Source organism: Salinimicrobium xinjiangense DSM 19287 (assembly GCF_000423585.1).
Lineage (GTDB): Bacteria > Bacteroidota > Bacteroidia > Flavobacteriales > Flavobacteriaceae > Salinimicrobium > Salinimicrobium xinjiangense.
On sequence record NZ_AUIG01000008.1, the window covers coordinates 190,221 to 216,452 of the forward strand.

The window sequence follows — 26,232 nt, forward strand, 5'->3', positions numbered from 1 at the left end:
TCAATAATGAAAAACATAGGAATAAGCTTAATAGTTTCTGTAGCCCTTATTTTTACCGGATGCAAAAATGAAAATCAAACCGCAGCAGACCGTGTGGACGAACATACTAATTTAACTCAGGGGGAAGAAGAAGCTGGAGTTGATGATACCATGGAAGGCCGCGAATTATCCTTGAGAATGGAACCCCGAAGTGACAGCAATGTTTCGGGCACGGTAACATTTAAGGAGGAAAATGGAGAAGTTACTATGACTGCTGAATTATCGGGATTGTCTGAAGGAATGCATGCGATTCATCTTCACGAAAATGCCGATTGTTCTGCCGATGATGGAAGTTCGGCCGGAGGGCACTGGAATCCTACTTTTGAAGATCATGGAGAATGGGGAGATGTCAGTGGCTACCACAGAGGTGATATTGGTAACTTTGATGTAAATTCTAACGGCGAGGGAAGTATTACTTTCACAACAGATAAATGGTGTATAGGCTGCGACGATGAAACGAAAAATATTATCGGAAAATCTGTTATTGTACATGACGGAGTAGATGATTACACTTCACAGCCAAGCGGTAATGCAGGTACACGTATAGGTTGTGCTGAAATAAAAGGATAATTAACTTTAGGGATTTTAACAGAAAAGCGCCCTTGAGCCGCTTTTTTTATTGCGGGTTTAAGGCTTTTTCACAGGTCATAAACAGGGATTCCGTCTTTCAAATTTTATATTATCAATAGCTAATTATAAAAAAAGAGACAAATGAAAAGGATTAATTATTGGAGTTCTATTTTACTATTTTTATTCCTCTTGACAAGCTGTGGGGAAGCCGAAGAAAGAAATGAACCCGTAGATCGCACAGAGGAATCAGAAATGACCGCACAGAACACCCAAAGGGATACAGATGTTAACTTGACAAAAGAAGAACGTGATGCCCTCATGCCCGCCGATGTGGTAGCGGAATTCAAGGGAGGTAATGAAAGATTTATAAAAGACAGTCTTACCCCAAGAAACCGACAAGGTAGGATCCAGGCAACCGCCGGAGAACAAAATCCCAAGGCTATGATATTATCATGTATCGACAGTAGAGTGCCTGTAGAAGAAATATTCGATCAGGGGCTTGGAGATCTGTTTGTAGGTCGGATAGCAGGTAACTTTGCAGATGAGGAAATGCTGGGAAGCATGGAATTTGCAACTAAAGTTGCCGGTTCAAAGTCTATTGTTGTTATGGGTCATGAAGAATGTGGTGCCATTAAATCTGCTATTGCGGGGGTAGAACTGGGAAATATTTCCCAAATGCTTTCGCATATTGACCCTGCACTTGAAATGACGGATAATTTCCCTGAAGATCAGAGAACAGTTAAAAATAAAGAATATGTTGATGCGGTTATAAGGAATAATGTAAAACACACCATCGATAAAATAAAATCAGACAGTGATATTATTGCTGAAATGGTGAACAATGGAGAAATCAACATTGTTGGAGCATATTACAATGTAGATACCGGGACAGTAGAATGGTTGTAGTAAACAACTAAACTGAAAAAAATCCGGCCCAAAAATGACATTTTTGAGCCGGATTTTTTTATACCTTTTTTTGATCCACTTCCAGATTTTTCTTGTTGCTTTTGAAGGGCCGAATGATAAGTCTTGACGCTTTATCAAAATTAACATAGTTGTAGACCCAGTTAAAAAAGGTGATCAAACGGTTTCTAAACCCAACAAGGAAATACAAATGGATAAACATCCAGATAAACCAGGCAAAGAAGCCTCCAAATTTCATTTTTCCAAGATCCACAACTGCCTTGTTTCTTCCCACTGTTGCCATGGTTCCCTTGTCGTAATATTCAAATGGCAGCATTTTCTCCCCTTTTAGTATCCGTTTCAGGTTTATAGCTAAATGTTTGCCCTGCTGAATTGCCGGCTGGGCGACCATGGGATGACCTTTTGGATATTTCTCCGTTTGCATAAGAGCAATATCTCCTATGGCAAAAATATTTTCATAACCTTTAACCTGGTTAAATACATTTACTTCATATCTGTCAGCTTTTTCAACCACTGCCGAAGCATTTAAACCTTTTACAGGTGCTCCGGAAACTCCCGCAGCCCAAATAAAAGTAGAAGTGAAAAATCGCAAATCTTCTTTATTAGTGACCACCGTTTGCCCGTCATATTCCTGAACCATGGTGTTAAGATGGATCTCGACTCCCAGCTCTTTCAGGAATTTTTCTGCTTCCCGGGATGCCTTTGCACTCATGGGAGGAAGTACCCGGTCCAAACCTTCCACCAAATGAATTTCCATTTCGGCAGGATCGAGATCCCTAAAATCCCGTGGGACAATATGATTTCTTACCTCAGCAATTGCTCCGCAGAGTTCTACCCCCGTGGGACCTGCCCCGGCTACCACAAAATTTAGTAATGCCTTTCTCTTTTCCGGATCTTCTGTTATTACTGCCTGTTCCAGGTTTTCAAGGATGAGGCTGCGAATATTTAAAGCCTGCGGAATAGTTTTCATCCACATGGCGTTCTCTTCAATACTTTTATTTCCGAAGAAATTAGTTCGCGAGCCCGTGGCAAGCACCAGGTAATCATAAGCCAGGTCTCCAATTGAGGTTTCCAGTTTATTTTCTTCAGGAACGATCTGCGTAACTTCAGCCAGTCTAAAATACCCATCCTTACTGTGACGGGTGATCTTTCTAAGAGGATAGGCAATTGAATCAGGTTCGAGTCCAGATGTGGATACCTGGTACAGGAGAGGCTGGAAAGTATGGTAATTATGCCTGTCCAGAAGGATCACCTGCAACTTTTCCTTTAAAAGGTGCTTTGCTATAGAAATACCTGCAAACCCCCCTCCAACTATCACTACCCGCGGATATGCAGAAACTGGTATGTTCATGATTTTAATTGATTTTCTCCCAAAGTTATGGCTTTCCTCAGGATAAAGAAAGTAAAGAAACTTTAAGCTTATTGTAACAAGAAGATTACTTTCGCTACATATAAAGGTCTAAACATTGTTGTGGAGAACCACCTGGAACACGAATTTGTAACCAATCTTGAAAAGCATCAGAATATTGTGCACAAGATTTGCCGTATGTATACTCATGACAGGGAAACCCACAATGATCTGTTTCAGGAAATAACCATTCAGCTTTGGAAGGCATACCCTAAGTTTCGCGGAGACTCAAAATTCAGTACATGGATGTACAGGGTAGCATTAAATACTGCCATAACCCTGTACCGGAAATCTAAAAAGGATATTCGCACCCAGGATTATGATGATGTGAGTTTCAAAATAAAAGCCGAAGTTTATAGCGATGAGGTAGAACAGCAGTTACAATTAATGTATAAGGCGGTAAAAGAATTAAACGATATTGATAAGGCACTGGTATTTTTGTATCTGGAAGACCAGTCCTACAAAGATATTTCAGATACGTTGGGGATCTCAGAAGTTAATGCCCGTGTGAAGATGAACAGAATAAAGAAGAGCCTCAGAAATATTTTGAATCCGTAGTACCTACCAGATGGATGAACTAGAATTTTTAAAACAAAACTGGAAAAAGCAGGAAGAGAATCTTCCCCGCCTTTCCTATGATGATATCTATAAAATGATCTGGAAACGGTCTTCCTCAATCGTAAAATGGATATTCGTCATTAGCATAGTAGAATTATTGCTCTCTACTTTGCTCAGCATTTATATGGCCGATGCCAATTACTGGGAGCATATGGATGAGTTACATTTAAAGCAAACCACCATATATATATACATAGTTAGCTACCTCATCACCTTTTATTTTATCTACTGCTTCTACCGAAACTATAAAAGGATCTCCAGTACAGATGATGCGGCAACACTAATGAAAAACATTCTTAGAACACGTCGTACGGTTAAAATATATATCGCGTACATCCTGATTTCAACCGCCTTATATTCTATAGTAATTGCTTATTTCTCGATCCAAAACCATCAAATGGTTCAGGAAGTGCAGGACACCAGTAAATACACTTTCGATATGGTTGACTGGATCAAATTCACCATTGCCGGATTGATCATCTTAAGCATATTCCTTCTCGCGTTGTGGCTTTTTTACAGGTTGATCTACGGAATCCTGCTGCGACGCCTAAAACGAAATTATAAGGAACTTAAAAAGCTGGAAGTATAACTAAGCTTCTTTAAGTCTCAAATTTCTTCGGAAGAATAGCAGCTTAAAAAGGTCCTCTTTGAGCACCTTTTAAATTATTGCTGAAATTATTCTGAAGCAATTGATTTTGCCGGCAAAAAGTTGGATCAAGTATAAAAAAGATCCTTTCAGAAAGTAATTACTGCCTACTGAGCACTGAGCACTGAACACTTAATATTCCCATTGTCTGGTCTTATTAAGCTCCTCAATCGCCTCCAGCTCTTCTTTGGAAAGTACTTTTAAGAATGAAGGGTGTTGTTCAATGGCATACTCCAGCTTTTCAACAATTTCTTCCACACTTTCATTTTCATAATCGATCTCCAGGGGTTCCTTGATTTGAAAACTCTGCAGGATTCCTTTTTTTCTTATCCGAAGTCCTTTTTTATCGAAAGATCGCCTGAAGCCATCAATAACAATTGGAATTACTACCGGCTTGTATTGTTTTATAATATGGGCGGTTCCTTTTCTTATAGGTTTGAACGGCTTGGTAGTTCCTTGCGGAAAAGTGATCACCCATCCATCTTCAAGTGCAGTACCTATATTTTTATGATCATCGGGATTTACTTCCCGCTGAACTTCCTTTCCTTTCTCCCTCCAGGTCCTCTCTACAGAAACTGCTCCCGCATAGGCCATCATCCGGGTGAGGAAACCCGCGTTCATGGTTTCTTTTGCAGCAACGTAATAAATATTCAGCTTTGGCTGCCACAGGTAACCTACATTTTTGATAGAGTCTACTCTTCCGCTCAATGCTGCATTAAAAACATGAAACATTGCGGTAACGTCGGCAAAATAGGTTTGATGGTTGGAAACAAAAAGAACGTTGTTTTCGGGAAGATTTTTAATGATCTCAGAACCTTCTATTTTAAGTTCATTGAACCCTCTGTAACGACGATGTGACAATAATCCAAAGATGCGGATAAGCCATTTTTTTACAAAAAGATAATGTCCAAAAGGATTCTTTTTCAATATCCCCATTTGTTCCCTTACATTTTAAAAAGAAAAACAAAGATACTTAATTATATTTACAGCACCTGTTTAAGAATATCTTTCATTTCACTTAGCATCATTGCCGTAGCACCCCAAACCACATGCCCGTTAAGGATAAAAGCAGGCACTTCTATCTCTTTGGCATATGAAGTACTTAAGGTTTGAGTAGTGAGACAGGAATCACACAAAAAATCTTTTAATTCTATTTCCAGTACAGACTCTACTTCATCTTCCTGTGGAACAAGAACAGGAGTCCTTTTCATTACTCCCATAAAGGGATATACCCAAAAATTACTTGGAGGAATATATAGCCTGGAAAGCTCCCGAACCACTTCCACTTCATGGCGTGGAATTCCCACTTCCTCTTCGGTCTCCCTCAAAGCGGTATGCATTAGATTTTCATCCTCTACCTCTACTCTGCCGCCGGGAAATCCAACCTGGTTAGAATGTACCCCTTTATATGTTTTTCTAAGAATAAGCACAAATTTTGTCTCCTTTCGCAAACCCGGATAAAAAACAGCCAGAACCGCAGCATCATTAGGTTTTTTATTTTCAATACTGAGATTCTCCAGCTCCTTTAGTCTCAGCATAGGAGCCAATTTAATGTGCGAATCTTCACCTGGAAGCGTTATTTTCCTTAATTTCGGACTTATATTTAAAAAATCCCTGAAATCCATGAGATCCTGTTTGCTGATATTATTTTGTGCTGTTATGCTTATTGCAAGTTGTGAAGATAAAAAATCTTCATCACAAAACAGCACAGCACCTCCGCTAGAAAAGCCGGTGCAGCCGGATACTGCTGTAAGAGATAATACTAAAGTCGAAGAGGTTGTAGAAGCTGAAGAGGAGAAAAAAGAACGAAGAGATGGCCCTTTATTGGTGCAGGAAGAGCTCATTCCTTTTTATACCGAATACGCCAGGAAAAACAGAGCAAACAAGGTGCGTATCAAGACCCGGTTTGGGAATATTGATGTCGAGTTATTTTATGACACTCCCCTTCACCGGGCGAATTTCCTTTATATGGTGGAACAGGATTACTTTGAAAATACTTTCTTCCACAGGGTGTCGGAAGGATTTGTGATCCAGGGAGGAAATTCCGACAATCCTGATACCAACAGAAAACGACATCGTATTGGAGATTTCCTTATACCGAGTGAATTTGATGCGGGTCACCGCCACGTACGTGGTGCGCTTGCAGCAGCAAAATATGTAGAACAAAACGTAAGCAAGGCTTCCTCTCCCTATGAATTTTACATTGTCCAGGATCCAGACGGGGCTCATCACCTCAACAATGACCATACGGTTTTTGGCAGAGTTATTTCAGGAATGGACGTTGTGGATGAAATAAATAAGGTGGAAACAGATCAAAGTGAATGGCCGCTTACCAATATTCATATTTTAGAAGCCGAAATCATAGAGTAACTAGTGCTGGGTATAATAACTATAATCTTTGAGTACTGTCTTAATGAACTGTAATGGTTTTTCTTCGGGAGTTACCTGTAAGAGCTCAGAAACTTTAGTGGAAAGACTGCCAATGACCCTGTAATTCGAACTTTGCAGGGAATTTCTATAGATCTCCTTTATTTCCCTCACATCCTTATCAGACAACATGGTGACCTGCGGATATACCGGCCTGTAATTTTCGGGAACATCCACCAGTATGGTTTGGTCCAGTCCCACCCTTGCTTTTTCAGAAATTACGGTTGTTCCTGCCGCGAGATCTCCCAGCCGTTGTCCTTTCCCGTTTATTAATATAGTGACTACTGCCACACTACCACTGGTAATAGTAATATCTACGATCCTTAGAAGCCAGCGCACCAGGTAATTTGAAAAAGCAGGTTTTGAACCGTCCAGTTTCACAACACGGAGATCCAGCGCTGCTTTCCCCGGAGAACGGCCCTTCCAAAGACTCTCCCAAAGTAAAAAGTATAAAAGTAAAGGGAGGAGGATTACCGACATAAAAAGCCATTCTCTGCCTGCACTCACATTTAATCCCGACATCAACATCATCATCACCACTATATACGCCACCATTATAAGTCCGTCTATGAGATAAGCAAGAATGCGTTCTCCTATTCCCGCGACATTTTGGGTAATACTGATATTTTGAGCGGTTTCAATTTGAAAATTATCCATTTAATATGTTTCTTTGAGACAAACTAACTGAGAATGCGCGAGGCTGCTTTCGTAAAGCAAAATAAGGATAAATGGCAAAGATTTGAAAGCGCCCTGGAAAATAATGCTCTTGTCGCGCCCAACGAGTTATCGGCACTATACCTGGAGGTTACAGACCACCTGGGTTACGCCCAGACGTTTTATCCAAACAGCAACACCTTCAGGTATCTCAATGGATTGGCATCCAGAGCTCATCAGAAGATCTACAGGAACAAGAAAGAATCAAAAAACAGATTTATAACCTTCTTTAGCGAGGAATTTCCGAAGGAATTCTACCATTACCATAAGCAGTTATTGCTGGCTTTTTTGGTTTTCGTACTGTTTGTGGCTGCAGGAAGTTTTTCAGCAGCCAGTGACGGGGCATTTGTAAGATCAATATTGGGAGATGCATACATCAACATGACCCTGGAAAATATTGCCGTTGATGATCCAATGGCGGTTTATAAGAAAATGGGAGAAATGGAGATGTTCCTGGGAATTACGATCAATAATGTGAGGGTAGCTCTTATGGCCTTTGTTTTCGGGATCTTTGCAGGTTTGGGTACCTTGTTCATTGTGATGCAGAATGGAATCATGCTGGGTTCGTTTCAGTATTTTTTTTACGAGAAGGGACTCCTCTGGGAATCTGTAAGAACTATCTGGATCCATGGCACAATTGAGATTTCTGTTATCATTGTAGCAGCCTGTGCAGGATTGGTTGTGGGGAAAAGCATGCTGTTCCCCGGCACCTACAGCAGGCTTACGTCCTTTATACAGGGAGTAAAGGCAGGCCTTAAAATTGTTATAAGTACCATCCCTTTCTTTATTATTGCAGGTTTTCTTGAAGGTTTCGTCACCAGACATACCCATATGCCCGATTGGCTCGCAATATTCATCATCCTTACCTCTTTCGCATTAATTCTATTTTACTACATATATTATCCTATTTATTTAAACAGAAGACCTCCCAATGTCCACAACACCAATTGATTTCCGCCGGCACCGAGAGCTGGGGGATGTGATTTCCGATACATTCCAGTTTATCAGGCAAAACTTTAAGCCGCTTTTTAAAACAATTTTCAGGATAACGGGACCGGTGTTTGTCATCCTGCTTTTGGCGATTGGCTACTATTCCTATTTGGGAATGGATCTGCTCGAAAATCCATTTTTAAACGACACTGCAGAAGTAAATTTTGAAATGTATTTTATTGCCCTCTTTATTCTCTTCTCTTCTCTGCTTGCATTTTACGTTCTGCTTTACAATACCGTGCTCCACTTTATAAAAAGCTATATAGCCAATGCAGGAGTGGTTAATGAAATCGAGGTGTTCCATGGAGTTAAAAATAATTTTGGGAGCATGCTTGGTCTCCTGTTGATTGCAGGCTTTCTTACTGTGCTGGGGCTTTTATTATGTATTTTACCGGGTGTTTATCTCTGGGTGCCAATGGCCCTCAGTCCTTCAATTTTAATTTTTAGCGGCAAATCTGTTTTTGATTCCATTGGATATGCATTCGATCTAATAAAAAATAACTGGTGGAATACCTTTTTTACGCTATTCGTTATTACGATTTTGGTTTACATCATTGGTATGATCTTTCAATTTCCAATGATGATCTATATTTTTATCAAAACCCTTACCACGTCTCACGAAGGCAGTGTAGCAAACCCGGCAGATATTGTTGACTGGGTTTATGTGTTCTTTAATGTAGTCTCATCCCTGTTCCAGTACCTGCTTTCTACAATTGTGGTGATTGCCACAGCTTTTATTTACTACAGCCTTGATGAGCAAAAAAATGCCACAGGATCTTATGAACGTATTTCTAACCTGGGGTCTTAAAAATGGCAAAATTGTTTCTCTTTTTTTTCCTTGCATTCAGCTTCTTCGGAATTTCCGGAGGACCGGTTGCTGTGGTACAAACTGCTGAAACAGACCTTATACCTTTGGATTTTTCTGAAGAGACCATACAAAGCTTAAAGGAGGATCCTGATTTCAATTATTCTGAAGCAACGGCTGAAGATTCCTGGTGGACCCAATTCAAACGATATATCCGTCTCCAATGGCAGCAATTTCTCAACTGGCTTTTCGGGGACTACGAAGCTCCCCTCCTGCTGGCAATTTTCCTAGACATTTTGCCATACCTGTTACTGGGCTTATTACTCACCTTAATGCTTTATCTCTTTTCAAAGATCAACCCCGGAAATTACCTTTTTGGAGCACCCGCCGAAGCTGAACTCCATTTCCAGGATGAAGAAAAGATCATAAGGACCAGAGACATAAAGAAATTGATTGAAAAGGCTGTTTCCAAAGAAGATTACAGAAGGGCGATACGCTATCATTTCCTCTATATCCTACAGCAGCTCTCCCGAAGGGAGGTTGTTATCTACGACAGTGCTAAAACCGATGAAGATTACCTCAGTGAAATTGAAGATCCTGCTCTAAAATCACAGTTTATAAGAGTCAACAGAATCTACGATTTTGTGTGGTATGGAAACTTTGAAACTACTGCCGATGATTATTTGAAGATTAAGAATGAATATCAAAAAACCGAACGTTTAATAGAGCCGCAACATGAGCAGGACTTATAAGATCACTCTCGCCTTCCTGGTGCTGCTCCTGGTAACGCTTACCTGGCTGGAAGCAAATGAACCACAGCCGGTGAACTGGAGCCCCAGCTATTCGGCTTTAGATAAAATTCCACTAGGTACTAAAGTACTTTATGAGAATCTGCAGGAGCAGGATATGAATATAGAGGGAGTCAATGTTCCTCCTTTTGAATTTTTGGAGGATACCACTATTACAGGCACCTATTTCTTCCTGAATAACAATCTCGCTATTGACGACAACGAATTAAAGAAACTATGGAGATGGGTAGAGCGAGGGAATACGGTCTTCTTAATTGCTGAAAATTTCAGTAAAAACATATTGGACACTCTTGATCTGAAGACGGAAATACTGGTGCCTACAGAAGGAATCTCGTCAAAACCTTTGCTGAATCTGACTCATCCAGATCTTAAAAATCCGAAGCCTTTCCTTTTTGACAAAGAAACTTATCAGGCTGTTTTTTCAATTCCGGATACGCTTCCCCGGGACACCCTGGGGACGACACAGCTAAAGGGAGCTTCAGAAGAAATTGAAGATCCACATATCAACTTTTTGAGAGATACTGTGGGTAAAGGAAGCGTCTACCTGCATTTGATGCCGAAAGCCTTCAGTAATTATTTCCTTCTGCAGGAAAAAAATCATGAATACGTGGAGAGGGTTCTTGCCTATATTCCTGCTCAAAAAACCCTCTTTTGGGACCATTATTATAAAACCGGAAAAACCTTCCATACCTCACCGCTGTTCGTCATTCTCAAAAGTAAAGCGCTGCGCTGGGCCTATTATTTTGTGATCATTGGAAGTATTTTATTTGTCATCTTTGAAGGAAAAAGGAAGCAAAGAAGTATCCCTGTAATAAAGCCTCTAAGGAATCAAACACTCGATTTCACCCGTACTATCGCAGGCTTGTACCTGGACAGAGGTGATCATAAAAGTATAACTTCCAAAAAGATTGCCTTATTTTTGGAATACGTACGCTCCCACTACAGAATTTCAACAGAGAATGTCAATGATGCTTTCTTTCAGCGATTGGCAGCATTAAGCGACAACCCTGTGGAAGAAGTAAAGGAGTTATGGCAGTTCATGGGCCGACTGGAAAAGCAAAATAAGGTCACCAAAGAAGAACTGCTGCAGTTGAATAAAGCGATGAAGGCCTTTAAACACAATTAAATGGAAAACGAAGAAACAAGAAACGAGGAGATAACTTTCGAGAATAGAATTCCCCTGGAGGAATTGAAGTCGGCCGTAGAAAGCCTGAAAGCTCAGCTCTCAAAGATCATCATAGGGCAGCAGAAGTTCATTGACCTGTTGATCGTAGGTTTGCTTGCGGACGGGCATGTACTTATTGAGGGTGTTCCGGGAGTGGCCAAGACCATTACAGCCAAATTATTCGCAAAAACGCTTAAAACCGACTTCAGCCGCATCCAGTTCACCCCCGATCTTATGCCGAGCGACGTGCTGGGAACTTCTGTACTCAATGCAAAAACCTCCGACTTTGAATTTAAACCCGGTCCCATTTTTTCGAACATTGTCCTGATTGACGAGATCAACCGGGCTCCGGCAAAGACACAGGCTGCCCTTTTCGAGGTCATGGAAGAAAGACAGATCACCATTGATGGAAAGCAGCATGTGATGGAATTGCCGTTCATGGTGATCGCCACTCAGAATCCCATTGAACAGGAAGGAACCTATTCCCTTCCCGAAGCACAACTGGACCGTTTTATTTTCAAGATCAAGGTCAATTATCCCGAATTGGCCGAAGAAGTAATGATCCTGCAAACGCATCACGAACGGCAGGGAGTTGCACCTCAAACGAAAATTGAAGCGGTGCTCGATCCGGAAAAATTACAGGCGCTTCGTTCCCAGATTCAGGGAATAAGGGTAGAAAAAAAGCTGCTTAACTATATAGCCGAAATTGTAAGCAAGACCAGGAATCATCCGCATTTATATCTGGGAGCTTCTCCCCGTGCTTCTATTGCGATCATGAATGCTTCCAAGGCTGTTGCCGCGGTAGATGGTAGGGATTTCGTCATTCCCGAGGACATTAAAAGAGTTTTGGAACCGGTACTGGGACATCGTATTATCCTCTCCCCCGAAAGAGAAATGGAAGGTAGCACCACATCAAGTGTAATTGAGATGATCACCCATTCAGTAGAAATCCCGAGATAAATTGTTAAGCTTCTTTAAGTCGTTATACCTGCATCAGCGCTTCTTTGTTGTCATCTTTTCGCTGGCGACAGGATTCCTGTTTTCCTATTGGCTTGAATGGCTATACCCTGTTCTATGGATTCTTACCATTATCTTTTTCCTTATCGTCCTGGCAGATATTGTAGTACTCTTTAAAAGCAAAGGAGTTTCGGCAGAAAGAATCCTTCCGGATAAGTTCTCAAACAGTGACGAGAATGAGGTGCAGGTGAGTCTGCATAACAACTATGGTTTTTCAGCAACTTTTGAAGTCATTGATGAGATTCCTGTACAGTTTCAAAAAAGGGATTTTTCGAAGCTCTTAAAAATTCCCGGGCGTAGCTCCTCTACCTTTAGCTACAATTTAAGACCGGTGGAGCGCGGCGAATATTATTTTGGTAACCTGAACGTTTTCGCTTCAACTCCGCTCAGGCTCGCAAGGCGCCGCAAGAAATTCGGAAAAGAACAGATGGTCAAAGTATATCCGTCTTTTATACAGATGAAACAACAAGACTTTTTGGCCATCGACCGGAAGATCCCTCAGCCCGGACTGAAGAAGATCAGGAAGATTGGGCACACGATGGAATTCGAGCAGATAAAAGATTATGTGTTAGGAGATGATATTCGCAGTATCAACTGGAAAGCCACTGCCAAACAGGGAGATCTCATGGTCAATCAATACCAGGATGAAAGGTCGCAACCCGTTTATTCTGTAATCGACAGCGGCCGAACCATGAAAATGCCGTTCAAGCAATTAAAACTTCTGGATTATGCAATAAATTCGGCTCTGGCTTTCTCTAACATTGCATTGAAGAAGAAAGACAAGGCAGGTCTCATCAGCTTTTCAAATAAGCTGGAGCATATGGTGCCGGCAAGTTCGAAAAAAGCTCATTTAAACCTGTTGCTGGACAAGCTATACAACATTGACACCCAGTTCAAAGATTCAGATTTCGGATTGCTGTTTACTCACGTAAACAGGCGACTGGCACAGAGAAGTCTGCTCCTGCTATACACCAACTTTGAGCACCTGAGTGCTTTACATCGCCAATTACCTTACCTGCTTGCGCTCGCACGAAAGCATCTCCTGGTAGTTATATTTTTCGAGAATACAGAACTGGAGACTTTCATTCACAGTGATGCCAGAAAGGTAGGGGAAATATTCGATCAGGCGATTGCAGAGCAGTTTAGCTATGACAAGCGGTTAATGGTAAGAGAGCTTCAGAAACATGGGATCCAGACCATTCTCACCAAACCAGAAGATCTCACTGTCAATACCATCAACAAATACCTGGAGATTAAAAAAAGGGGAATATTGTAATGGTTTAGGTTTCCTTTTTGCTACGAATTCACGAATTGTTTTTCATGATTGCCTAGAAGAATATTGGAATTTAGAACTTGGAATTTGGTGCTTGGAATTTGGTGCTTTTGCTCCCTTTGAATAGCTATAGGCTTGCAATACATCTTTACTGCCAACTAATCAGCGCACCGGCTACTAAAAATCCAGTGCCCTACGGTAAGTTTCCAGTGCCCTCGCCCGTGCGAACTTATGTTCTACGACAGGTTCGATATATCCCGGCCTGAAGTCCTTGATCCACTTCTTTACATATTTTAATTCCGGATCAAATTTCTTCATCTGGGAATCCGGATTGAAGATCCGGAAATAAGGCGCAGAATCGCAACCGGTTCCGGCAGCCCATTGCCAGTTTCCATTATTGGAAGCAAGTTCGTAATCGAGAAGTTTTCCGGCGAAATAAGCTTCTCCCCAGCGCCAATCGATTAATAAATGTTTGGTGAGAAAGCCGGCAACAACCATCCGCACTCTGTTGTGCATCCAGCCTGTTTCATTGAGCTGGCGCATTCCTGCATCAACCAGGGGGTAACCTGTTTCTCCCTTACACCAAAACTCAAATTCTTTTTCATTGTTACGCCATGGAATACGGTTGTATTTGCTTCGGAAGTTTTCATGCTCCACATGTGGAAAATGCCAGAGGATCATCATAAAAAATTCCCTCCAAATAAGCTCATTCAGCCAGGTTTCATTCTGCTCAAGAGCCTGCTTTACAAGATGCCGAATACTTATGGCACCAAACCTGAGATGTACTCCCGCCATACTTGTTCCGTTCACCCCCGGATTATCCCGGGTATTGTGGTAGTTTTTTATCAGCCCTTCTGATAGATCTATTTCAGGAACATCTTTATCTACAGGTTCGAAACCTATTGCTTCCAAGGAAAGGAACTCCTTTGGCTGAATTTTCAGAAGTTCATCTAATAACTTTTCAGAAGGATAATCCGGCACCCCTTCAAGATGAAGCCTATGCTTCCATTGTTTTGAATAGGGAGTAAAAACAGTATAAGGAGTACCATCTTGTTTTAAAACATCATCCTTCTCAAAAAGCACCTGATCTTTAAAAGTGGTAAATGCTATTCCTTTTTCTGCTAAAAGAGCCGCCACTTCCCCATCTCTTTTACGGGCGTAGGGTTCATAATCGTGATTAGCGAAGACTTCTTTTACCCCGTACTCAAAAATGAGCTTTTGAAATGCCCATTTTGGAAGGTCATGTAGCACAAGAAGTGAAGAACCCTTTTTGCGAAGCTGTTCGTTTAATTTTTTTAACCTTCGGTGAATAAATGCAACTCTGCTATCCTTTTTGTTGGGTAAGGTGTCAAGAATTGCAGGATCAAAAATAAATATCACCAGCACCGGAAATCCACTTTTCAGAGCGTGATAAAATGCAGAATTATCCTCAAGCCGAAGATCTCTGCGAAGCCAGCAGACTGCTATATCCTCGTCTAAAGTTTTTCCCACGGAGAATATTCTTTGTTCTTATACCCGTGAATACCACTGCTAATTACCAGTATGCCTGCCGCTATTATAGCGGTTAAAAAGATGGTTTCATGCTCACCTCTGTTGGCAATGCCAACTGCTACTAATCCCCAGGCTCCTACAAGTGCAAATTCTCTCATATTTCGGGTCCAGGTGATAAGGAGGTTGATTATTAAAGCAGCTCCAATCATTATCAGCGTCCAGGTTGCTTCAGCAAGGCCAGCTCCGCCCCAGCCTATTGAGGTAAGCCAGGCGGCAGTATTAGCAATTAGGGCAACTGTGATCCAGCCGGAATAAAAGGAAAAAGGCCACCAAAGGAAAGCAATTACAGAGAGAGGCTCATCATCCAGTTCCATCCTCGTGCGCAGAATGATCATGATCAGCGAGATTAAAAGCAAAGCCATGATAAGTACCGAAAGCCCCGTAAGATGATGAAGCCAGGCAAAGATCCAGGCAATGTTCAAGCCGCAGGAGATCACAAACCACCAACCTGCTTTTGCAACCATTTCCCTCCCCTTTTTACTCATTATCTGGAAAACTACAAATCCTGCTAAAGCAAGATAGATCAGGCCCCAGATGGAGAAGGCATATCCCGCCGGAGTAAAAAGATTTTCATATTCCGCAGAAACACTGCCCATTGTCTCACCATTGATCAAACCCGTATTAGAAAGATAACTAACCACGATCATGAGAAGAAAAGCTACAATATTGGATATCTGTAAAGTCCTGATCATAGTGCTTTGGCTTTTAAGGATGTTTTCGATAAGGAGCTTTTCCGGGCGAGGATGTATTTATAAATAAGAAGGTTCATAAGGATCAACTCCGCCCCATAAAATACATCTTCAATGGGAATAGTCCCAATTCTGAAATTCATAAATTCTTCCGAATTGTACCAAACAACCTCCTCTTCGATCCAACTTCCGGTGAGTACACCATTGACGAGAAAGAATGGAATGAGCAATACACCATAAATAAGATAAAACCTGCTGAGCCAGTTGATCTTCAGAATGAATTCAGCAAAAAGCAGTAGCAAAGCAAAGCTGATAAAGGTAGTAGCCGTATAGCTTCTGGAGAAAAAGAAAATTCCGAAGCTCAACAAACCAACGACTAAAAGAATAGTGATCATTTTTTGCACTTTGGGATCTCCTGTTCGTCCCATAAAAAGATCCAGGCAATGATAAGTAAATACGCAGGCATAGGGGATACAAAAGAAAAAAAGCACTTCTTCAAGGGGGAGATTTCCAATATTAATACCGGTAAGATATTTTTCGTTAAAACCCCAAACGCCAATATGAGTGAAGTACATATCCCATAAAACGAATATAAGTCCGGATATGAATACCGCAGGGAAAAATGCACTCCAGGTCTTATGAAATTTCAGCTTTGGATGAAATGAAAACAAGAACGGGATAATGATGGTGAAGAAATTCACCAACAGGTAAGTATATTGCATCAGGCAGTTTTTCTTTGCTCTCTAAAGTATTTCATTGGCACCCAAAGCATTCCGAAGCACTCCCCATCTTCTTTGCCAAGGTGCTTGTGGTGCATCTTATGAGCTCTTCTTATTGCCTTGAAATAAGAGTTGTCGATCTTTCGTAAAAGTTTAAATCGCTGATGGATAAAAATATCATGAACCAGAAAATAACACAGTCCGTAAAATGTAATGCCTAATCCTATCCAAAAAAGGTAATTATACCCTGCCTCCATTCCGAAGTAGAGTGAAATAATCCCGGGAATGGCAAAGATCAAAAAGAAAAAATCATTGTGTTCAAAAAAACCCGACGATTCCTTTTTATGATGGTCTTTGTGCAGAGTCCATAATAAACCATGCATGATGTACTTATGGGTAAACCACGCAACTCCTTCCATGGCAAGAAAAGCAGCCAACACAATTAAAAAATTTATTGCTATCGTTTCCATATTTTTCCTTTTTTACTCCAGTCTAATTTACTGAAATACAATTTTCTATTATAATTTTTCTTTTTCCAGATTACTCAATTCTTTGGAGGAAATAAGGTAATCACGGATTATTTTTTGAAGTTCAGCATCTTCAATTTGAGGTGTACCGTTCAAAAGGATTCTTTTATCTTCTTCGAGATTCTGCTTATAATTCAAAAAAGCCGGAGCTTCTGCCTGAACAGAGAACCGGAGAAAACGAAGTTCCACATTACTGGGATCAGCTTCAATAGCCTTGCTAAATATCTCTTTACCTTTATTAAAATTGGATAGCTTTTTAAATGGATTTCCAACGTGTTTGGCTATCATCATATGTGCCGCAGCCCTGTAACCGTACATCAATGGATCACTGATATCACTTTTTGTAGTCACTTTCATTAGCGTATTAGCTGCTGCTTCCTGCTCTGCTGCTTTCAAATAATAACTTCTTATCTCCGATATTCCTGCTTGTTGCTCCAAGGTAGCTGAAACTAATAAGAGGAGGGTTATGAATAATTTCATTAAACAAATCTCATTTTACATTCTACAAGGCTGTTGATCATTAAGCCAAATTTCCTGCCATTATTAATCCTCACCCTACCTGCCAGAATTCTTTGAGCGGGTAATCGTTTGATCTTTTTGAAAAGGGACTGGTAATAAACATAGGCAAGATAAACTCCTCCCTTTGAAGACGCAGGTAATTTTTTTATACCTTCCAGGGCAATTGAAAAATCTTCTTCAATCTCTTTTTCAATTTGTTTCTTTGCAGCCGGTGAAAAATTTTCCATGTCCACACCCGGAAAATAAGTTCTACCCAAAATGTGATAGTCATCCTTTAGATCCCTTAGGAAATTTACTTTTTGAAAAGCAGCTCCGAGTTTCATAGCATAAGGCTTTAATTCCTCAAATTGCTTCTTATCTCCTTCAGTAAAAATGTGTAGACACATTAAACCAACTACCTCTGCCGATCCCAGAATATATTGTTGATATTTTTCATCATTATAGTCGACTTTTTGAAGATCCATCTCCATACTGGCTAAAAAAGTATCAATTAGTTTTATGTCGATCTCAAATTGATGAACTACTTCCTGGAAAGCATTCAAAATGGGATTGGTCGATATTCTCTGCTCAAGGGCTTCATAAGTGTCTTCTTTAAATTTTTTAAGCAGGTACTCCTGGTCATAGCCTTCAAAACTATCCACGATCTCATCTGCTATCCGCACAAACCCATATACAGAATAAACAGGATCCCGCAACCGGTCATGTAAAAAATAGATACCAAGGGAAAAACTGGTGCTGTAGGATTTGGTGGTAAGCCGACTTACCTCGAGAGATAAATTATCAAACAGTGACTTCATACTTCTTCTTATTGAGTTCTTTTATTACTTGCTCTGCAGCTATTTTTCCCGAAATGAGAGAAGGAGGAACACCGGGTCCGGGTACAGTGAGCTGCCCGGCATAAAAAAGGTTTTTAAGCTTTTTGTTTCTGATCTTAGGCTTTAAAATAGCCGTTTGCTGAAGGGTATTGGCCAGGCCATAAGCATTTCCTTTATAAGAGTTATAATCAGTAACAAAATCTGAAACACAGTAGCTCTTTTTATAATCGATGTACCGGGTAATACTGCGTCCTATTTGTTTTTCAAGTCTTTCCATCATGATCTTAAAAAACTTTTCCCTCACCGGCTCCTCATCTTCCAGTCCGGGCGCAAGAGGCATTAACAGGAACAGGTTTTCATGTCCTTCCGGGGCTACAGAATCATCTGTTCTCGAAGGACAGCATACATAAAATAAAGGTTTTGCCGGCCATTTAGGATCCTTATATATTTCAACTGAATGCTCAAAGAGATCTTCATCAAAAAATAATGTATGATGCTCAAGTTCTGGTATTCTTTTAGAAATTCCGAGGTAATAGATCAAACAGGAAGGCGCGAAGGTTTTTTTCTCCCAATATTTTTCTTTGTAATTCTGAAATTCCTTCGGAAGCAGTTTATTTTCAACATGTTGGTAATCTGCTGCTGCAACAACAGCATCAAATGCTACTTCTTCCCCAAAAACTTTGATCCCCTGAACGCTGTTTCCTAATGTAGTGATCTGCTGAACAGGTGCATCCAGATGAATTTTTACATTTTGGTTTTTCGCCACTTCTACCATGGCATCTATGACACTTCCAAATCCTCCCTGTGGATACCAGGTTCCCAATTTGAGTCCGGCGTAATTCATAAGACTATAAAGCGCCGGGGTATCCTGCGGCATTGCTCCCAGGAACAATACAGGAAATTCCATAAGAGAGATCAACTTAGGATTGGAGAAATATTTACGAACATGTTTACTGAAAGAAGAAAAGACCTGTAACCTCATAGCTCCTTTAATGAGATCAAGATCTACAAACTCGCCAAGAGAGATGCCCGGCATATAAACCAGTCTCTCCATGCCCTGCTCATATTTATATTGAGCTTCCTGCATGAACTTGTCGAGCTGCAAAGCACTTCCCGGCTCAATTTGTTCAAAGAGCTGCCTTAATTTTTCATAATTCTCAGGGATGCTCATTTTTTCATTTCCGGAAAAAACAACCTCAAATGAAGGATCAAGCAGCTCCAGTTTATAGAGATCCTCCACTCTAAACCCAAAATCCCCAAAAAATTTCTCAAAAACTCCGGGCATCCAATACCAGCTTGGTCCCATATCAAATTTATAACCTCCCGAGGTATGTAATTGCCTCGCCCGCCCTCCGGGAGCACTGTTCTTTTCGAAAACATGGACCTCATGCCCGGCATCACCCAGATATGCAGCTGCACTTAATCCGGAAAAACCTGCTCCAATAATTGCGATCTTTGACATATCAGGAAAAACTTAATGGTTTTACTTCTCTCTCCATATCTTCAACTGTTGAAAGCCTTATAAGATATTTATCATGAGACACATCTTCTAAAGTTATCCCATTCCCGGCAATGAAAACTTTTCTTTTTCCAGCAATTTTTCTGAGCTCTTCAAGATAACCGGCAATATTCTCGGGTTCATTTCGATGAACCATAAACAGCAGGAGATTATCGATCTGCACGTCCTCGAGTGTGTGCTCAACAGATGATAAAGGAACGTTCGCACCTAAATAGATCACATTCTTTCCCTTACTCCTTAAAAAATAATTGCCGAATAAAAGTCCAAGTTCATGAAACTCATCCTCGGGTAAAAAGAGCAACCATTTTTCTTCTCCTTCAACTACCGGCGGCATAGAATCTATGGCAGTCAACATTTTTTGTCTCAGTAAATTGGAAATATAGTGCTCCTGAGAAGGAGGAATATTGTTAGTTGACCACATGAGTCCAATCCTGTCTAACAGGGGATGAATAATGTCAATATAGGTTTTTTGAAGCCCAAATCGCAACATGCAATGAGAGAAAGCCTTATCAAAATTCGTTTCATCATAACTCATTCCGCCTGCAATGAGCTGATTGATAAAATACTCATAATCATTACTTAATGCAGCACTTCCTTCATACTCTTCCCGAAGCTTGAATAGTTCTTCATCACTTAAAGAGCAAAGGCGGGATATTTTAGTTCCGGTACCCGATAAACTAACAATATTAAGGAGCCTGCGCAATTGCGCACCATCATAGTATCGGGTATTACCTTCGGACCGGTTAGGTTTTAGAGCGTTATAACGCTGCTCCCAAATCCTGATGGTGTGAGGCTTTATACCAGAAAACTGGGAAAGCTGACTAATCGAAAACTGATCCATTGTTTAAATATTTTAGGACAAATTTAAACATTTAAAGCTTTGAAAGATGTTAATTTCAAATTAATTTTGCCGGGGGAAAAGTGGTCTTTCTTTAGAATATAAGTAGAGCAACTTTTTAAATATATGAAAATTAAAGACAAGTTGTGCTTATTGGCAAAAGCCCCCTGTTTAAAAATCAGTGATCTAAAGCCAAATAAGTATCTTTGAAGGCATGAAACATACCAATAAAAATCTATTGCTTAAAGGGCTTAAGTTCCTTGCAGGTGCTTTACCTCTCTCGTTTATAGGCCCGGTAGTGCTGTTTAGTTCCTTCAAAAACCAGGATCATATATTTTTTATACCTGTTGTGATCTTTGCCATTCTGGCTATGGCCGCGGCTGTATTTTTGATGTTTAAAGGAATTAATACAATAATGAAGGCCTTATTTGATTAAGCACTCAATCTCCCTTTTAAAATTTAATAATTGAAGAAAATCTTCGCTATCTGTTTTCTATCTGTTGTCTTTCAGTTGCGGGCGCAGGAAACTTTTGTGGTTAACGGAGTGATTAAAGACGCCGACAACAACGAAACTCTGGCAGGAGTCAATATTTTGTTTCCAGAGCTCCAACGAGGAACAGTAAGCAATGACTATGGATTCTATTCTATTAAGATCCCGAAAGGAGAACATGTCATGGAAATTTCTTTTTTAGGTTACCAGACAAGCCGGGTTAAGATTGACGCAAAGGAAAACATCAACATGGATTTCAGCCTCTCTACAGCAACTCAGGACCTTGAAGAAGTGGTTATCACAGAAGATATTGAAAGATTAAATATTTCCCGGCCCGAAATGAGTGTCAATAAGCTGGAGATCACTACAATTCAAAAACTCCCGGTGGTCTTTGGAGAAGTTGATATCATTAAATCCCTTTTGTTGCTGCCGGGCGTCTCCAATGCCGGGGAAGCCTCTTCCGGTTTTAACGTTCGTGGTGGCGCTGCAGATCAAAACCTGATCCTGCTGGATGAGGCTACCATTTACAATGCCAGTCATTTATTCGGTCTGTTTTCGGTCTTTAATCCTGATGCAATTAAAAATCTAAAGCTTTATAAAGGTGGAATTCCGGCTAATTACGGCGGAAGAGTTTCTTCTGTGTTGGATATTTATCAGAAGGACGGCAATAGCAGAAAATTTGAAGCAAATGGCGGCATCGGATTGATCTCCAGCCGACTGCTTGCCCAGGGACCCATTCAGAAAGAAAAAAGTTCTTTTCTAGTTGGAGGAAGGAGCTCTTATGCCCATTTGTTTCTGAAGCTAACAGATAACGAGAATGTTGCTTATTTCTACGATCTTAACACGAAACTTACATTCAGATTGGATGCAAAGAATACTATATTGTTTTCTGGATATTTTGGTAGAGACGTTTTTAAATTGAGTGAAAGTTTCAATAATACCTACGGAAATTCTGTATTTAACCTGAGGTGGAACCATATTCTTAAAGAAAATATTTTTAGCAATCTTTCTCTAATCTATAGCGACTACTACTATGGGCTTACTCTCGACTTTGTAGGCTTCAATTGGAACAGTGGGATCAAAAATCTCAATTTTAAATACGATCTTGATCATTATGTCAATAAAGATATCAGCCTTAACTATGGGCTTCAGAGCACCTGGTATGAATTTAATCCGGGTGAAATAGAACCCAATTCCCCTGCTTCAGGTATTATCGCTTCTGAACTCACAAAGAAGTATGCTTTTGAATCTGCAGCTTACATTTCACTGGAGCACAGTTTTTCTGATAAGTTTTCCGCAGAATATGGTCTCAGATACAGCAGTTTTTTAAGATTCGGCCAGGAAGAACTGAACCTTTATCCGGCGGAAGGTCCGGTCACGTATAACAGTAGATTCGGAATCTATGAAAAAACAGAGCCTACGGGAACTAAAAATTTAAGTAAAAATAAAATAGAAAGATCTTTTGGAAATCTGGAGCCCAGAATTGCTTTGGCTTACGTCCTTGCAGACAACCAGTCTGTAAAAATGAGTTATAATCGCATGACCCAGTATCTTCATTTAATTACCAACACCAGTTCCCCTACGCCACTTGACGTTTGGGCACCAAGTGGACGTTATATTGACCCACAGTCCCTGGACCAGGTTGCTGCAGGCTATTACAGAACATTTTCGGGAGAAAAGTATTCGCTGGAGATCGAAGGATTTTACAAGACTCTGGAAAACCGGTTAGATTATATAGACGGTGCAAACTTAATTGCTAATGATGCCATTGAACAGGTCATTTTACCGGGTGAAGCCAGAGCATACGGTGCTGAATTGCTTCTGAAAAAAAATAAAGGAGATTTCACGGGCTGGTTTGCCTACACATTGTCAAGATCAGAACAGCGAACGCCGGGCAGAACTTCCGAAGAACCGGGTATAAATAATTCACAGTGGTATGCTACAGCATATGATAAAACGCACGATCTATCTGTGACAGGTTCTTACCAGCTGTCTCAAAAATGGGATTTCAATGCCAGTTTTATATATCAAACCGGCTTACCAACTACTTATCCTACCGCACAATATAAATTTGAAGAACTTACTATCCCTGTTTATTCTGCAAGGAATAGTAACAGATTACCCGATTATCACAGATTAGATTTGTCAGCAACTTACACTCCACAAAAAGAAAGAAGATCGACTTACAGCTCCTCCTGGAATTTCGGAATTTATAATGTTTACGCCCGCAAGAATGCAGTCTCTATAAGTTTCAGGGAAAACCAGGATACCAGAAGGAATGAAGCTATAAGGCTTTCCCTATTTGGGATAGTTCCATCGGTTACATACAATTTTAAATTTTAGGCAGATGAAGAAGATTATTTTGTTGTTTCTGGTACTTAGTCTTTACTCCTGTGAAGACGTTGTGGATGTCGATCTGAAAGAGTCTGCACCCCGTCTTGTCATTGAAGCATCGCTACTCTGGAATGCTGACAGAAAGCAAAACGCGCAGGTTATTAAACTTACTACTACTGCTCCTTTCTTCCAGGATGAAGTTCCTCCTGCTATTGGCGCCTCTGTCTGGATTATTACAGAGACCGGGAGGGAATTCATATTTGAGGAAGTGGAAGATGGCATTTTCAGATATGAAAATTTCCCTCTCTTACCTAATGTGGAACATCAACTGCTTATCACCTATAATAACGAATTGTATACCGCAACCGAAAAATTAGTGCCGGTCCCTCAACTGGATTTTGTTGAACAGGAAATAGGTGGTTTTTCCGGTGATGAGTATGAGTTTAAAGTCTATTACAGAGATCCGGCAGATATGAGGAATTATTATCTTTTTCGCTACATCAATGAGCGGGTTTCCCTCCAAATTTATGATGATGAATTCACAGATGGCAATCGAACTTTTGCTTTCTTCAATGATGAAGATGCAAGATCCGGAGATATAGTGATGTTCGAAATTCAGGGAATAACCAGAGGATTTTACGATTATATGTTTATTCTTAGATCCCAATCCGGAAGCAGCAATGGTGGTCCTTTCCGGACGCAGCCCAGCATAGTAAGAGGAAACATTGTCAACACTACCAATCCTGAAAATTTTCCTTTTGGATATTTCCGGATGTCAACTATAAATCATCTGGTGTACGAAGTGGAGTAATGAACAACCCTTTCAGGGTTTGGAACCCTGAAAGGGTTTTCTAAAACTCAGCATTTAACCGCAACATTTGAAAACCAGACCCTCCCAGTCCGGCTATATGCCAGCATTCCCCTCCCTGGAAGGGAGGAGAGCTGAAAATCACTTCTGACTCAGCTATTCACTTAGAAATTTAGACAGAATTACTTCCTGTCACCGGGGGACATCCTTTCCACTTCGTCGAAATATTCTTTCTGCAACTGAAGTGTAGTAGTATCCTGCTTCACGGCACGCAAAGCTTCAACAATTGATCTTACATTATCCTCTGTTATGAGTTTTCCCAGTTCCTTCGTAGCGACTTCAGCCTCACCCGCGTAATGAAGTGGATAAGAGCCATACCACCAAATGCCGGTGTACACATTGGGCATTTTTGCAAGGCGGTTCAGGTTTTCCCCGGATTCTGTAGTGGCCCTGTCTAATTGTACAAGATCGGGGCGCATGTACAATAATACAGAGGTTTCTGTTTCACCCCCATGTTGATCAAAAGCAGGATCTGACTTCCTCATTTTTCCTATCTGCTCCCATACTGCTGTATCATGACTGGATGTATGAAAGAAGACGGCATAATCTCTCTTTTTATCCATTTGGGTCTGTACAAAATATTTCAATAATTCAGGATTACCACCGTGACCGTTAATGATAAATATTTTCTCAAAACCATTTCTTGCAATCTCGTCACACGTGGCCTGAAGTAACTCCAATGTAAGACTTGTGGGCAGCGAAAAAGTTCCCTGGATATGCCGGGCTTCATTCACCTGTCCGTAAAAATAATCAGGAAAAATGACAGCATATTCCTGTTCTGCAACCATTCTGGCCAGCTGTCTTACGCGAATAAGGTCTGAACCCATGGGAGCATGAGGTCCATGCTTCTCAAGAATTCCAACAGGCAGAATAATAGTTTTATTTGATTTCTCAAGTGCTTTAGGCCAGTCACTTGCTGTTAGTTCATCCCATCTATTGGGTATTTCCTGAGAAAAGATAGAGAACAGGAGAAGGAGGAGTACTAATAGTTTCATGATTAGATGTGTTGGTGATTACTTTACAATTTAAGATTTTTTTATAATAGAATATGAATAGGATGAAAATTCGTCCTTCTCGTCCGCTCCAGCGGAGTCTACAAGAGATTTTCGACCCAACGCGACCCTGTCAGCGGTTTTAAACCCTGACAGCGGTTAATCTGAGTGGTGCAGCGGATAATGTCCGTTGTTTAACCTTTTGTTGAAACCAGACCCTACCGTCCGGCTAAATGCCGGACTTCCCCTCCCTGGAAGGGAGGGGAGCTGACAGTCGTGTTCTATTAAGCTTTTGGTGGGTAATCTCGTCACGGATTGCAAATCCGCGCCAGCAGATTCTACAAAAGTTTCTCTACTCAAGGTTAACCCTGTCAGCGGTTTTTAAACCCTGACAGCGGTTGTTCAGGATTTAAAGTTCGTGGTTAATTACAATATCTGAAGAAACCAGATCCTCCCCGGCGCGATAGGGCGGACACCCATCTTTCAAGGGAGGAGAGCTGAAATCCGTATTCTCTTTAGCTTTTGGTGGGTAAATCTCGGCAAGGATTGCAAATCCGCGCCATCACATCCTACCAGAGCAACCCTTTCAGGGTTTGGAACCCTGAAAAATAGAAAGGAACCAGACCTTCCCTGTCAGGCTTTGTCGGCCCGGAGAGCTGACAGTCGTGATTTCACTTGACTTTAGGGTATAAAAAAAGCCTCAACATTGCTGTTGAGGCTTCTGTAAAAAAGGCGGCGACATACTCTCCCACGAGATGCAGTACCATCTGCGCTAACGGGCTTAACTTCTCTGTTCGGAATGGGAAGAGGTGAGCCCCGTTGCTATAACCACCTTAGATCTTTAGTATGCAGTTGGCAGTGTTTTAGTAGGCAGTAAAAAGCCTACAACTACTAGATGTCATACCTAATAACTTTGACATAGTTGGAAAATAAAAATTAAGAAAACACTTTGAGCAAAGGTAATTT

At 40.8% G+C, this 26,232-nt stretch carries 27 protein-coding genes and 1 rRNA gene; 14 read left to right on the forward strand and 14 right to left on the reverse strand.

What is annotated here, in order from left to right; all coding sequences use genetic code 11:
* The first annotated feature begins 6 nt into the window (after positions 1-6).
* Together G564_RS0104400 and G564_RS0104405 are read left to right on the forward strand one after the other, a co-directional pair.
* Positions 7-609, forward strand: coding sequence for a superoxide dismutase family protein (locus G564_RS0104400; RefSeq protein ID WP_029036594.1), 603 nt, complete (start codon positions 7-9; stop codon positions 607-609).
* A gap of 141 nt (positions 610-750) precedes the next feature.
* On the forward strand, positions 751-1,515 hold the full coding sequence (locus G564_RS0104405) for a carbonic anhydrase family protein (RefSeq protein ID WP_029036595.1): 765 nt from the start codon (positions 751-753) through the stop codon (positions 1,513-1,515).
* Between the two features lie 58 nt (positions 1,516-1,573).
* Here G564_RS0104405 and G564_RS0104410 read toward each other — a convergent pair whose 3' ends face one another.
* On the reverse strand, positions 1,574-2,884 hold the full coding sequence (locus G564_RS0104410) for an NAD(P)/FAD-dependent oxidoreductase (protein WP_029036596.1): 1,311 nt from the start codon (positions 2,882-2,884) through the stop codon (positions 1,574-1,576).
* Positions 2,885-3,004: 120 nt separating this feature from the next.
* Between G564_RS0104410 and G564_RS0104415 the strand changes: the two genes are divergently transcribed.
* Positions 3,005-3,499, forward strand: a complete 495-nt coding sequence (locus tag G564_RS0104415) for an RNA polymerase sigma factor (RefSeq protein WP_029036597.1) — start codon at positions 3,005-3,007, stop codon at positions 3,497-3,499.
* A gap of 10 nt (positions 3,500-3,509) precedes the next feature.
* The gene (locus G564_RS0104420) at positions 3,510-4,148 is read left to right on the forward strand and encodes a hypothetical protein (protein WP_029036598.1); all 639 of its coding nucleotides are present in this window, start codon (positions 3,510-3,512) and stop codon (positions 4,146-4,148) included.
* A 189-nt stretch (positions 4,149-4,337) separates the two neighbouring features.
* On the opposite strand, the gene G564_RS0104425 is transcribed toward G564_RS0104420, so the two are convergent.
* Together G564_RS0104425 and G564_RS0104430 are read right to left on the reverse strand one after the other, a co-directional pair.
* The gene (locus tag G564_RS0104425) at positions 4,338-5,141 is read right to left on the reverse strand and encodes a lysophospholipid acyltransferase family protein (protein WP_029036599.1); all 804 of its coding nucleotides are present in this window, start codon (positions 5,139-5,141) and stop codon (positions 4,338-4,340) included.
* 47 nt (positions 5,142-5,188) lie between these two features.
* The gene (locus tag G564_RS0104430; RefSeq protein ID WP_316928843.1) at positions 5,189-5,743 is read right to left on the reverse strand and encodes an NUDIX hydrolase; all 555 of its coding nucleotides are present in this window, start codon (positions 5,741-5,743) and stop codon (positions 5,189-5,191) included.
* Between the two features lie 85 nt (positions 5,744-5,828).
* On the opposite strand from G564_RS0104430, the gene G564_RS0104435 reads away from it, so the two are divergent.
* A complete protein-coding gene (locus G564_RS0104435; protein ID WP_029036601.1) occupies positions 5,829-6,575 on the forward strand; it encodes a peptidylprolyl isomerase in 747 nt (248 codons plus the stop codon).
* On the opposite strand, the gene G564_RS0104440 is transcribed toward G564_RS0104435, so the two are convergent.
* On the reverse strand, positions 6,576-7,289 hold the full coding sequence (locus tag G564_RS0104440; RefSeq protein WP_029036602.1) for an RDD family protein: 714 nt from the start codon (positions 7,287-7,289) through the stop codon (positions 6,576-6,578).
* 33 nt (positions 7,290-7,322) lie between these two features.
* On the opposite strand from G564_RS0104440, the gene G564_RS0104445 reads away from it, so the two are divergent.
* From G564_RS0104445 to G564_RS0104470, 6 genes are read left to right on the forward strand one after another with little or no spacing between them, the layout of a single operon-like run.
* The gene (locus tag G564_RS0104445) at positions 7,323-8,297 is read left to right on the forward strand and encodes a stage II sporulation protein M (protein ID WP_029036603.1); all 975 of its coding nucleotides are present in this window, start codon (positions 7,323-7,325) and stop codon (positions 8,295-8,297) included.
* Complete coding sequence (locus tag G564_RS0104450) at positions 8,278-9,144, forward strand: hypothetical protein (protein ID WP_029036604.1); 867 nt, start codon at positions 8,278-8,280, stop codon at positions 9,142-9,144. The genes G564_RS0104445 and G564_RS0104450 overlap by 20 nt, the downstream gene beginning before the upstream one ends.
* 2 nt (positions 9,145-9,146) lie before the next feature.
* Positions 9,147-9,893, forward strand: coding sequence for a DUF4129 domain-containing protein (locus G564_RS18550; RefSeq protein ID WP_051205301.1), 747 nt, complete (start codon positions 9,147-9,149; stop codon positions 9,891-9,893).
* Entirely contained in the window at positions 9,877-11,076 is a 1,200-nt protein-coding gene (locus G564_RS0104460) for a DUF4350 domain-containing protein (protein WP_029036605.1), read from the forward strand. Before G564_RS18550 ends, G564_RS0104460 begins: the two co-directional genes overlap by 17 nt.
* A complete protein-coding gene (locus tag G564_RS0104465) occupies positions 11,077-12,075 on the forward strand; it encodes an AAA family ATPase (RefSeq protein ID WP_029036606.1) in 999 nt (332 codons plus the stop codon).
* Position 12,076: 1 nt separating this feature from the next.
* Entirely contained in the window at positions 12,077-13,408 is a 1,332-nt protein-coding gene (locus tag G564_RS0104470; protein WP_029036607.1) for a DUF58 domain-containing protein, read from the forward strand.
* Positions 13,409-13,582: 174 nt separating this feature from the next.
* On the opposite strand, the gene G564_RS0104475 is transcribed toward G564_RS0104470, so the two are convergent.
* From G564_RS0104475 to G564_RS0104510, 8 genes are read right to left on the reverse strand one after another with little or no spacing between them, the layout of a single operon-like run.
* On the reverse strand, positions 13,583-14,896 hold the full coding sequence (locus tag G564_RS0104475; protein WP_029036608.1) for a cryptochrome/photolyase family protein: 1,314 nt from the start codon (positions 14,894-14,896) through the stop codon (positions 13,583-13,585).
* Positions 14,881-15,648: a tryptophan-rich sensory protein gene (locus tag G564_RS0104480; RefSeq protein WP_029036609.1), complete on the reverse strand. Its 768-nt coding sequence runs from the start codon at positions 15,646-15,648 to the stop codon at positions 14,881-14,883. Before G564_RS0104480 ends, G564_RS0104475 begins: the two co-directional genes overlap by 16 nt.
* Entirely contained in the window at positions 15,645-16,367 is a 723-nt protein-coding gene (locus tag G564_RS0104485) for a lycopene cyclase domain-containing protein (RefSeq protein ID WP_029036610.1), read from the reverse strand. Before G564_RS0104485 ends, G564_RS0104480 begins: the two co-directional genes overlap by 4 nt.
* Positions 16,367-16,834, reverse strand: coding sequence for a sterol desaturase family protein (locus tag G564_RS0104490; RefSeq protein WP_029036611.1), 468 nt, complete (start codon positions 16,832-16,834; stop codon positions 16,367-16,369). The genes G564_RS0104485 and G564_RS0104490 overlap by 1 nt, the downstream gene beginning before the upstream one ends.
* A gap of 48 nt (positions 16,835-16,882) precedes the next feature.
* On the reverse strand, positions 16,883-17,371 hold the full coding sequence (locus tag G564_RS0104495) for a hypothetical protein (RefSeq protein ID WP_029036612.1): 489 nt from the start codon (positions 17,369-17,371) through the stop codon (positions 16,883-16,885).
* The gene (locus G564_RS0104500) at positions 17,371-18,207 is read right to left on the reverse strand and encodes a phytoene/squalene synthase family protein (RefSeq protein WP_029036613.1); all 837 of its coding nucleotides are present in this window, start codon (positions 18,205-18,207) and stop codon (positions 17,371-17,373) included. The genes G564_RS0104495 and G564_RS0104500 overlap by 1 nt, the downstream gene beginning before the upstream one ends.
* Positions 18,191-19,687 (reverse strand): phytoene desaturase family protein, encoded by a 1,497-nt coding sequence (locus tag G564_RS0104505; RefSeq protein ID WP_029036614.1) that lies wholly within the window; start codon positions 19,685-19,687, stop codon positions 18,191-18,193. Before G564_RS0104505 ends, G564_RS0104500 begins: the two co-directional genes overlap by 17 nt.
* 1 nt (position 19,688) lies before the next feature.
* Positions 19,689-20,585 carry a MerR family transcriptional regulator gene (locus G564_RS0104510; protein ID WP_029036615.1) on the reverse strand — a complete coding sequence of 299 codons (897 nt, stop codon included), beginning with the start codon at positions 20,583-20,585 and terminating at the stop codon, positions 19,689-19,691.
* Positions 20,586-20,796: 211 nt separating this feature from the next.
* Here G564_RS0104510 and G564_RS0104515 point away from each other — a divergent pair, with 211 nt between their 5' ends.
* Genes G564_RS0104515 through G564_RS0104525 form a run of 3 tightly spaced genes read left to right on the forward strand, consistent with a single transcriptional unit; the run spans position 20,797 to position 24,217 of the window.
* The gene (locus G564_RS0104515) at positions 20,797-21,018 is read left to right on the forward strand and encodes a DUF6095 family protein (protein ID WP_029036616.1); all 222 of its coding nucleotides are present in this window, start codon (positions 20,797-20,799) and stop codon (positions 21,016-21,018) included.
* A 30-nt stretch (positions 21,019-21,048) separates the two neighbouring features.
* Complete coding sequence (locus G564_RS0104520) at positions 21,049-23,415, forward strand: TonB-dependent receptor (RefSeq protein WP_051205302.1); 2,367 nt, start codon at positions 21,049-21,051, stop codon at positions 23,413-23,415.
* Between the two features lie 4 nt (positions 23,416-23,419).
* The gene (locus G564_RS0104525) at positions 23,420-24,217 is read left to right on the forward strand and encodes a DUF4249 domain-containing protein (protein ID WP_029036618.1); all 798 of its coding nucleotides are present in this window, start codon (positions 23,420-23,422) and stop codon (positions 24,215-24,217) included.
* Between the two features lie 179 nt (positions 24,218-24,396).
* Here G564_RS0104525 and G564_RS0104530 read toward each other — a convergent pair whose 3' ends face one another.
* Positions 24,397-25,269, reverse strand: a complete 873-nt coding sequence (locus G564_RS0104530; protein ID WP_037373467.1) for a creatininase family protein — start codon at positions 25,267-25,269, stop codon at positions 24,397-24,399.
* Positions 25,270-25,993: 724 nt separating this feature from the next.
* Positions 25,994-26,102: ribosomal RNA gene (gene rrf, locus G564_RS0104535) — 5S ribosomal RNA — on the reverse strand.
* Between the last annotated feature and the right edge of the window lie 130 nt (positions 26,103-26,232).

Bases quoted from the DNA above. Each gene is read 5' to 3' on its own strand.
- G564_RS0104400 (WP_029036594.1), top strand. From the start codon at position 7: ATGAAAAACATAGGAATAAGCTTAATAGTTTCTGTAGCCCTTATTTTT.
- G564_RS0104405 (WP_029036595.1), top strand. From the start codon at position 751: ATGAAAAGGATTAATTATTGGAGTTCTATTTTACTATTTTTATTCCTC.
- G564_RS0104410 (WP_029036596.1), bottom strand. From the start codon at position 2,884: ATGAACATACCAGTTTCTGCATATCCGCGGGTAGTGATAGTTGGAGGG.
- G564_RS0104420 (WP_029036598.1), top strand. From the start codon at position 3,510: ATGGATGAACTAGAATTTTTAAAACAAAACTGGAAAAAGCAGGAAGAG.
- G564_RS0104425 (WP_029036599.1), bottom strand. From the start codon at position 5,141: ATGGGGATATTGAAAAAGAATCCTTTTGGACATTATCTTTTTGTAAAA.
- G564_RS0104430 (WP_316928843.1), bottom strand. From the start codon at position 5,743: ATGCTGAGACTAAAGGAGCTGGAGAATCTCAGTATTGAAAATAAAAAA.
- G564_RS0104435 (WP_029036601.1), top strand. From the start codon at position 5,829: ATGAGATCCTGTTTGCTGATATTATTTTGTGCTGTTATGCTTATTGCA.
- G564_RS0104440 (WP_029036602.1), bottom strand. From the start codon at position 7,289: ATGGATAATTTTCAAATTGAAACCGCTCAAAATATCAGTATTACCCAA.
- G564_RS0104445 (WP_029036603.1), top strand. From the start codon at position 7,323: ATGCGCGAGGCTGCTTTCGTAAAGCAAAATAAGGATAAATGGCAAAGA.
- G564_RS0104450 (WP_029036604.1), top strand. From the start codon at position 8,278: ATGTCCACAACACCAATTGATTTCCGCCGGCACCGAGAGCTGGGGGAT.
- G564_RS18550 (WP_051205301.1), top strand. From the start codon at position 9,147: ATGGCAAAATTGTTTCTCTTTTTTTTCCTTGCATTCAGCTTCTTCGGA.
- G564_RS0104460 (WP_029036605.1), top strand. From the start codon at position 9,877: ATGAGCAGGACTTATAAGATCACTCTCGCCTTCCTGGTGCTGCTCCTG.
- G564_RS0104465 (WP_029036606.1), top strand. From the start codon at position 11,077: ATGGAAAACGAAGAAACAAGAAACGAGGAGATAACTTTCGAGAATAGA.
- G564_RS0104480 (WP_029036609.1), bottom strand. From the start codon at position 15,648: ATGATCAGGACTTTACAGATATCCAATATTGTAGCTTTTCTTCTCATG.
- G564_RS0104485 (WP_029036610.1), bottom strand. From the start codon at position 16,367: ATGCAATATACTTACCTGTTGGTGAATTTCTTCACCATCATTATCCCG.
- G564_RS0104490 (WP_029036611.1), bottom strand. From the start codon at position 16,834: ATGGAAACGATAGCAATAAATTTTTTAATTGTGTTGGCTGCTTTTCTT.
- G564_RS0104495 (WP_029036612.1), bottom strand. From the start codon at position 17,371: ATGAAATTATTCATAACCCTCCTCTTATTAGTTTCAGCTACCTTGGAG.
- G564_RS0104500 (WP_029036613.1), bottom strand. From the start codon at position 18,207: ATGAAGTCACTGTTTGATAATTTATCTCTCGAGGTAAGTCGGCTTACC.
- G564_RS0104505 (WP_029036614.1), bottom strand. From the start codon at position 19,687: ATGTCAAAGATCGCAATTATTGGAGCAGGTTTTTCCGGATTAAGTGCA.
- G564_RS0104510 (WP_029036615.1), bottom strand. From the start codon at position 20,585: ATGGATCAGTTTTCGATTAGTCAGCTTTCCCAGTTTTCTGGTATAAAG.
- G564_RS0104515 (WP_029036616.1), top strand. From the start codon at position 20,797: ATGAAACATACCAATAAAAATCTATTGCTTAAAGGGCTTAAGTTCCTT.
- G564_RS0104525 (WP_029036618.1), top strand. From the start codon at position 23,420: ATGAAGAAGATTATTTTGTTGTTTCTGGTACTTAGTCTTTACTCCTGT.
- G564_RS0104530 (WP_037373467.1), bottom strand. From the start codon at position 25,269: ATGAAACTATTAGTACTCCTCCTTCTCCTGTTCTCTATCTTTTCTCAG.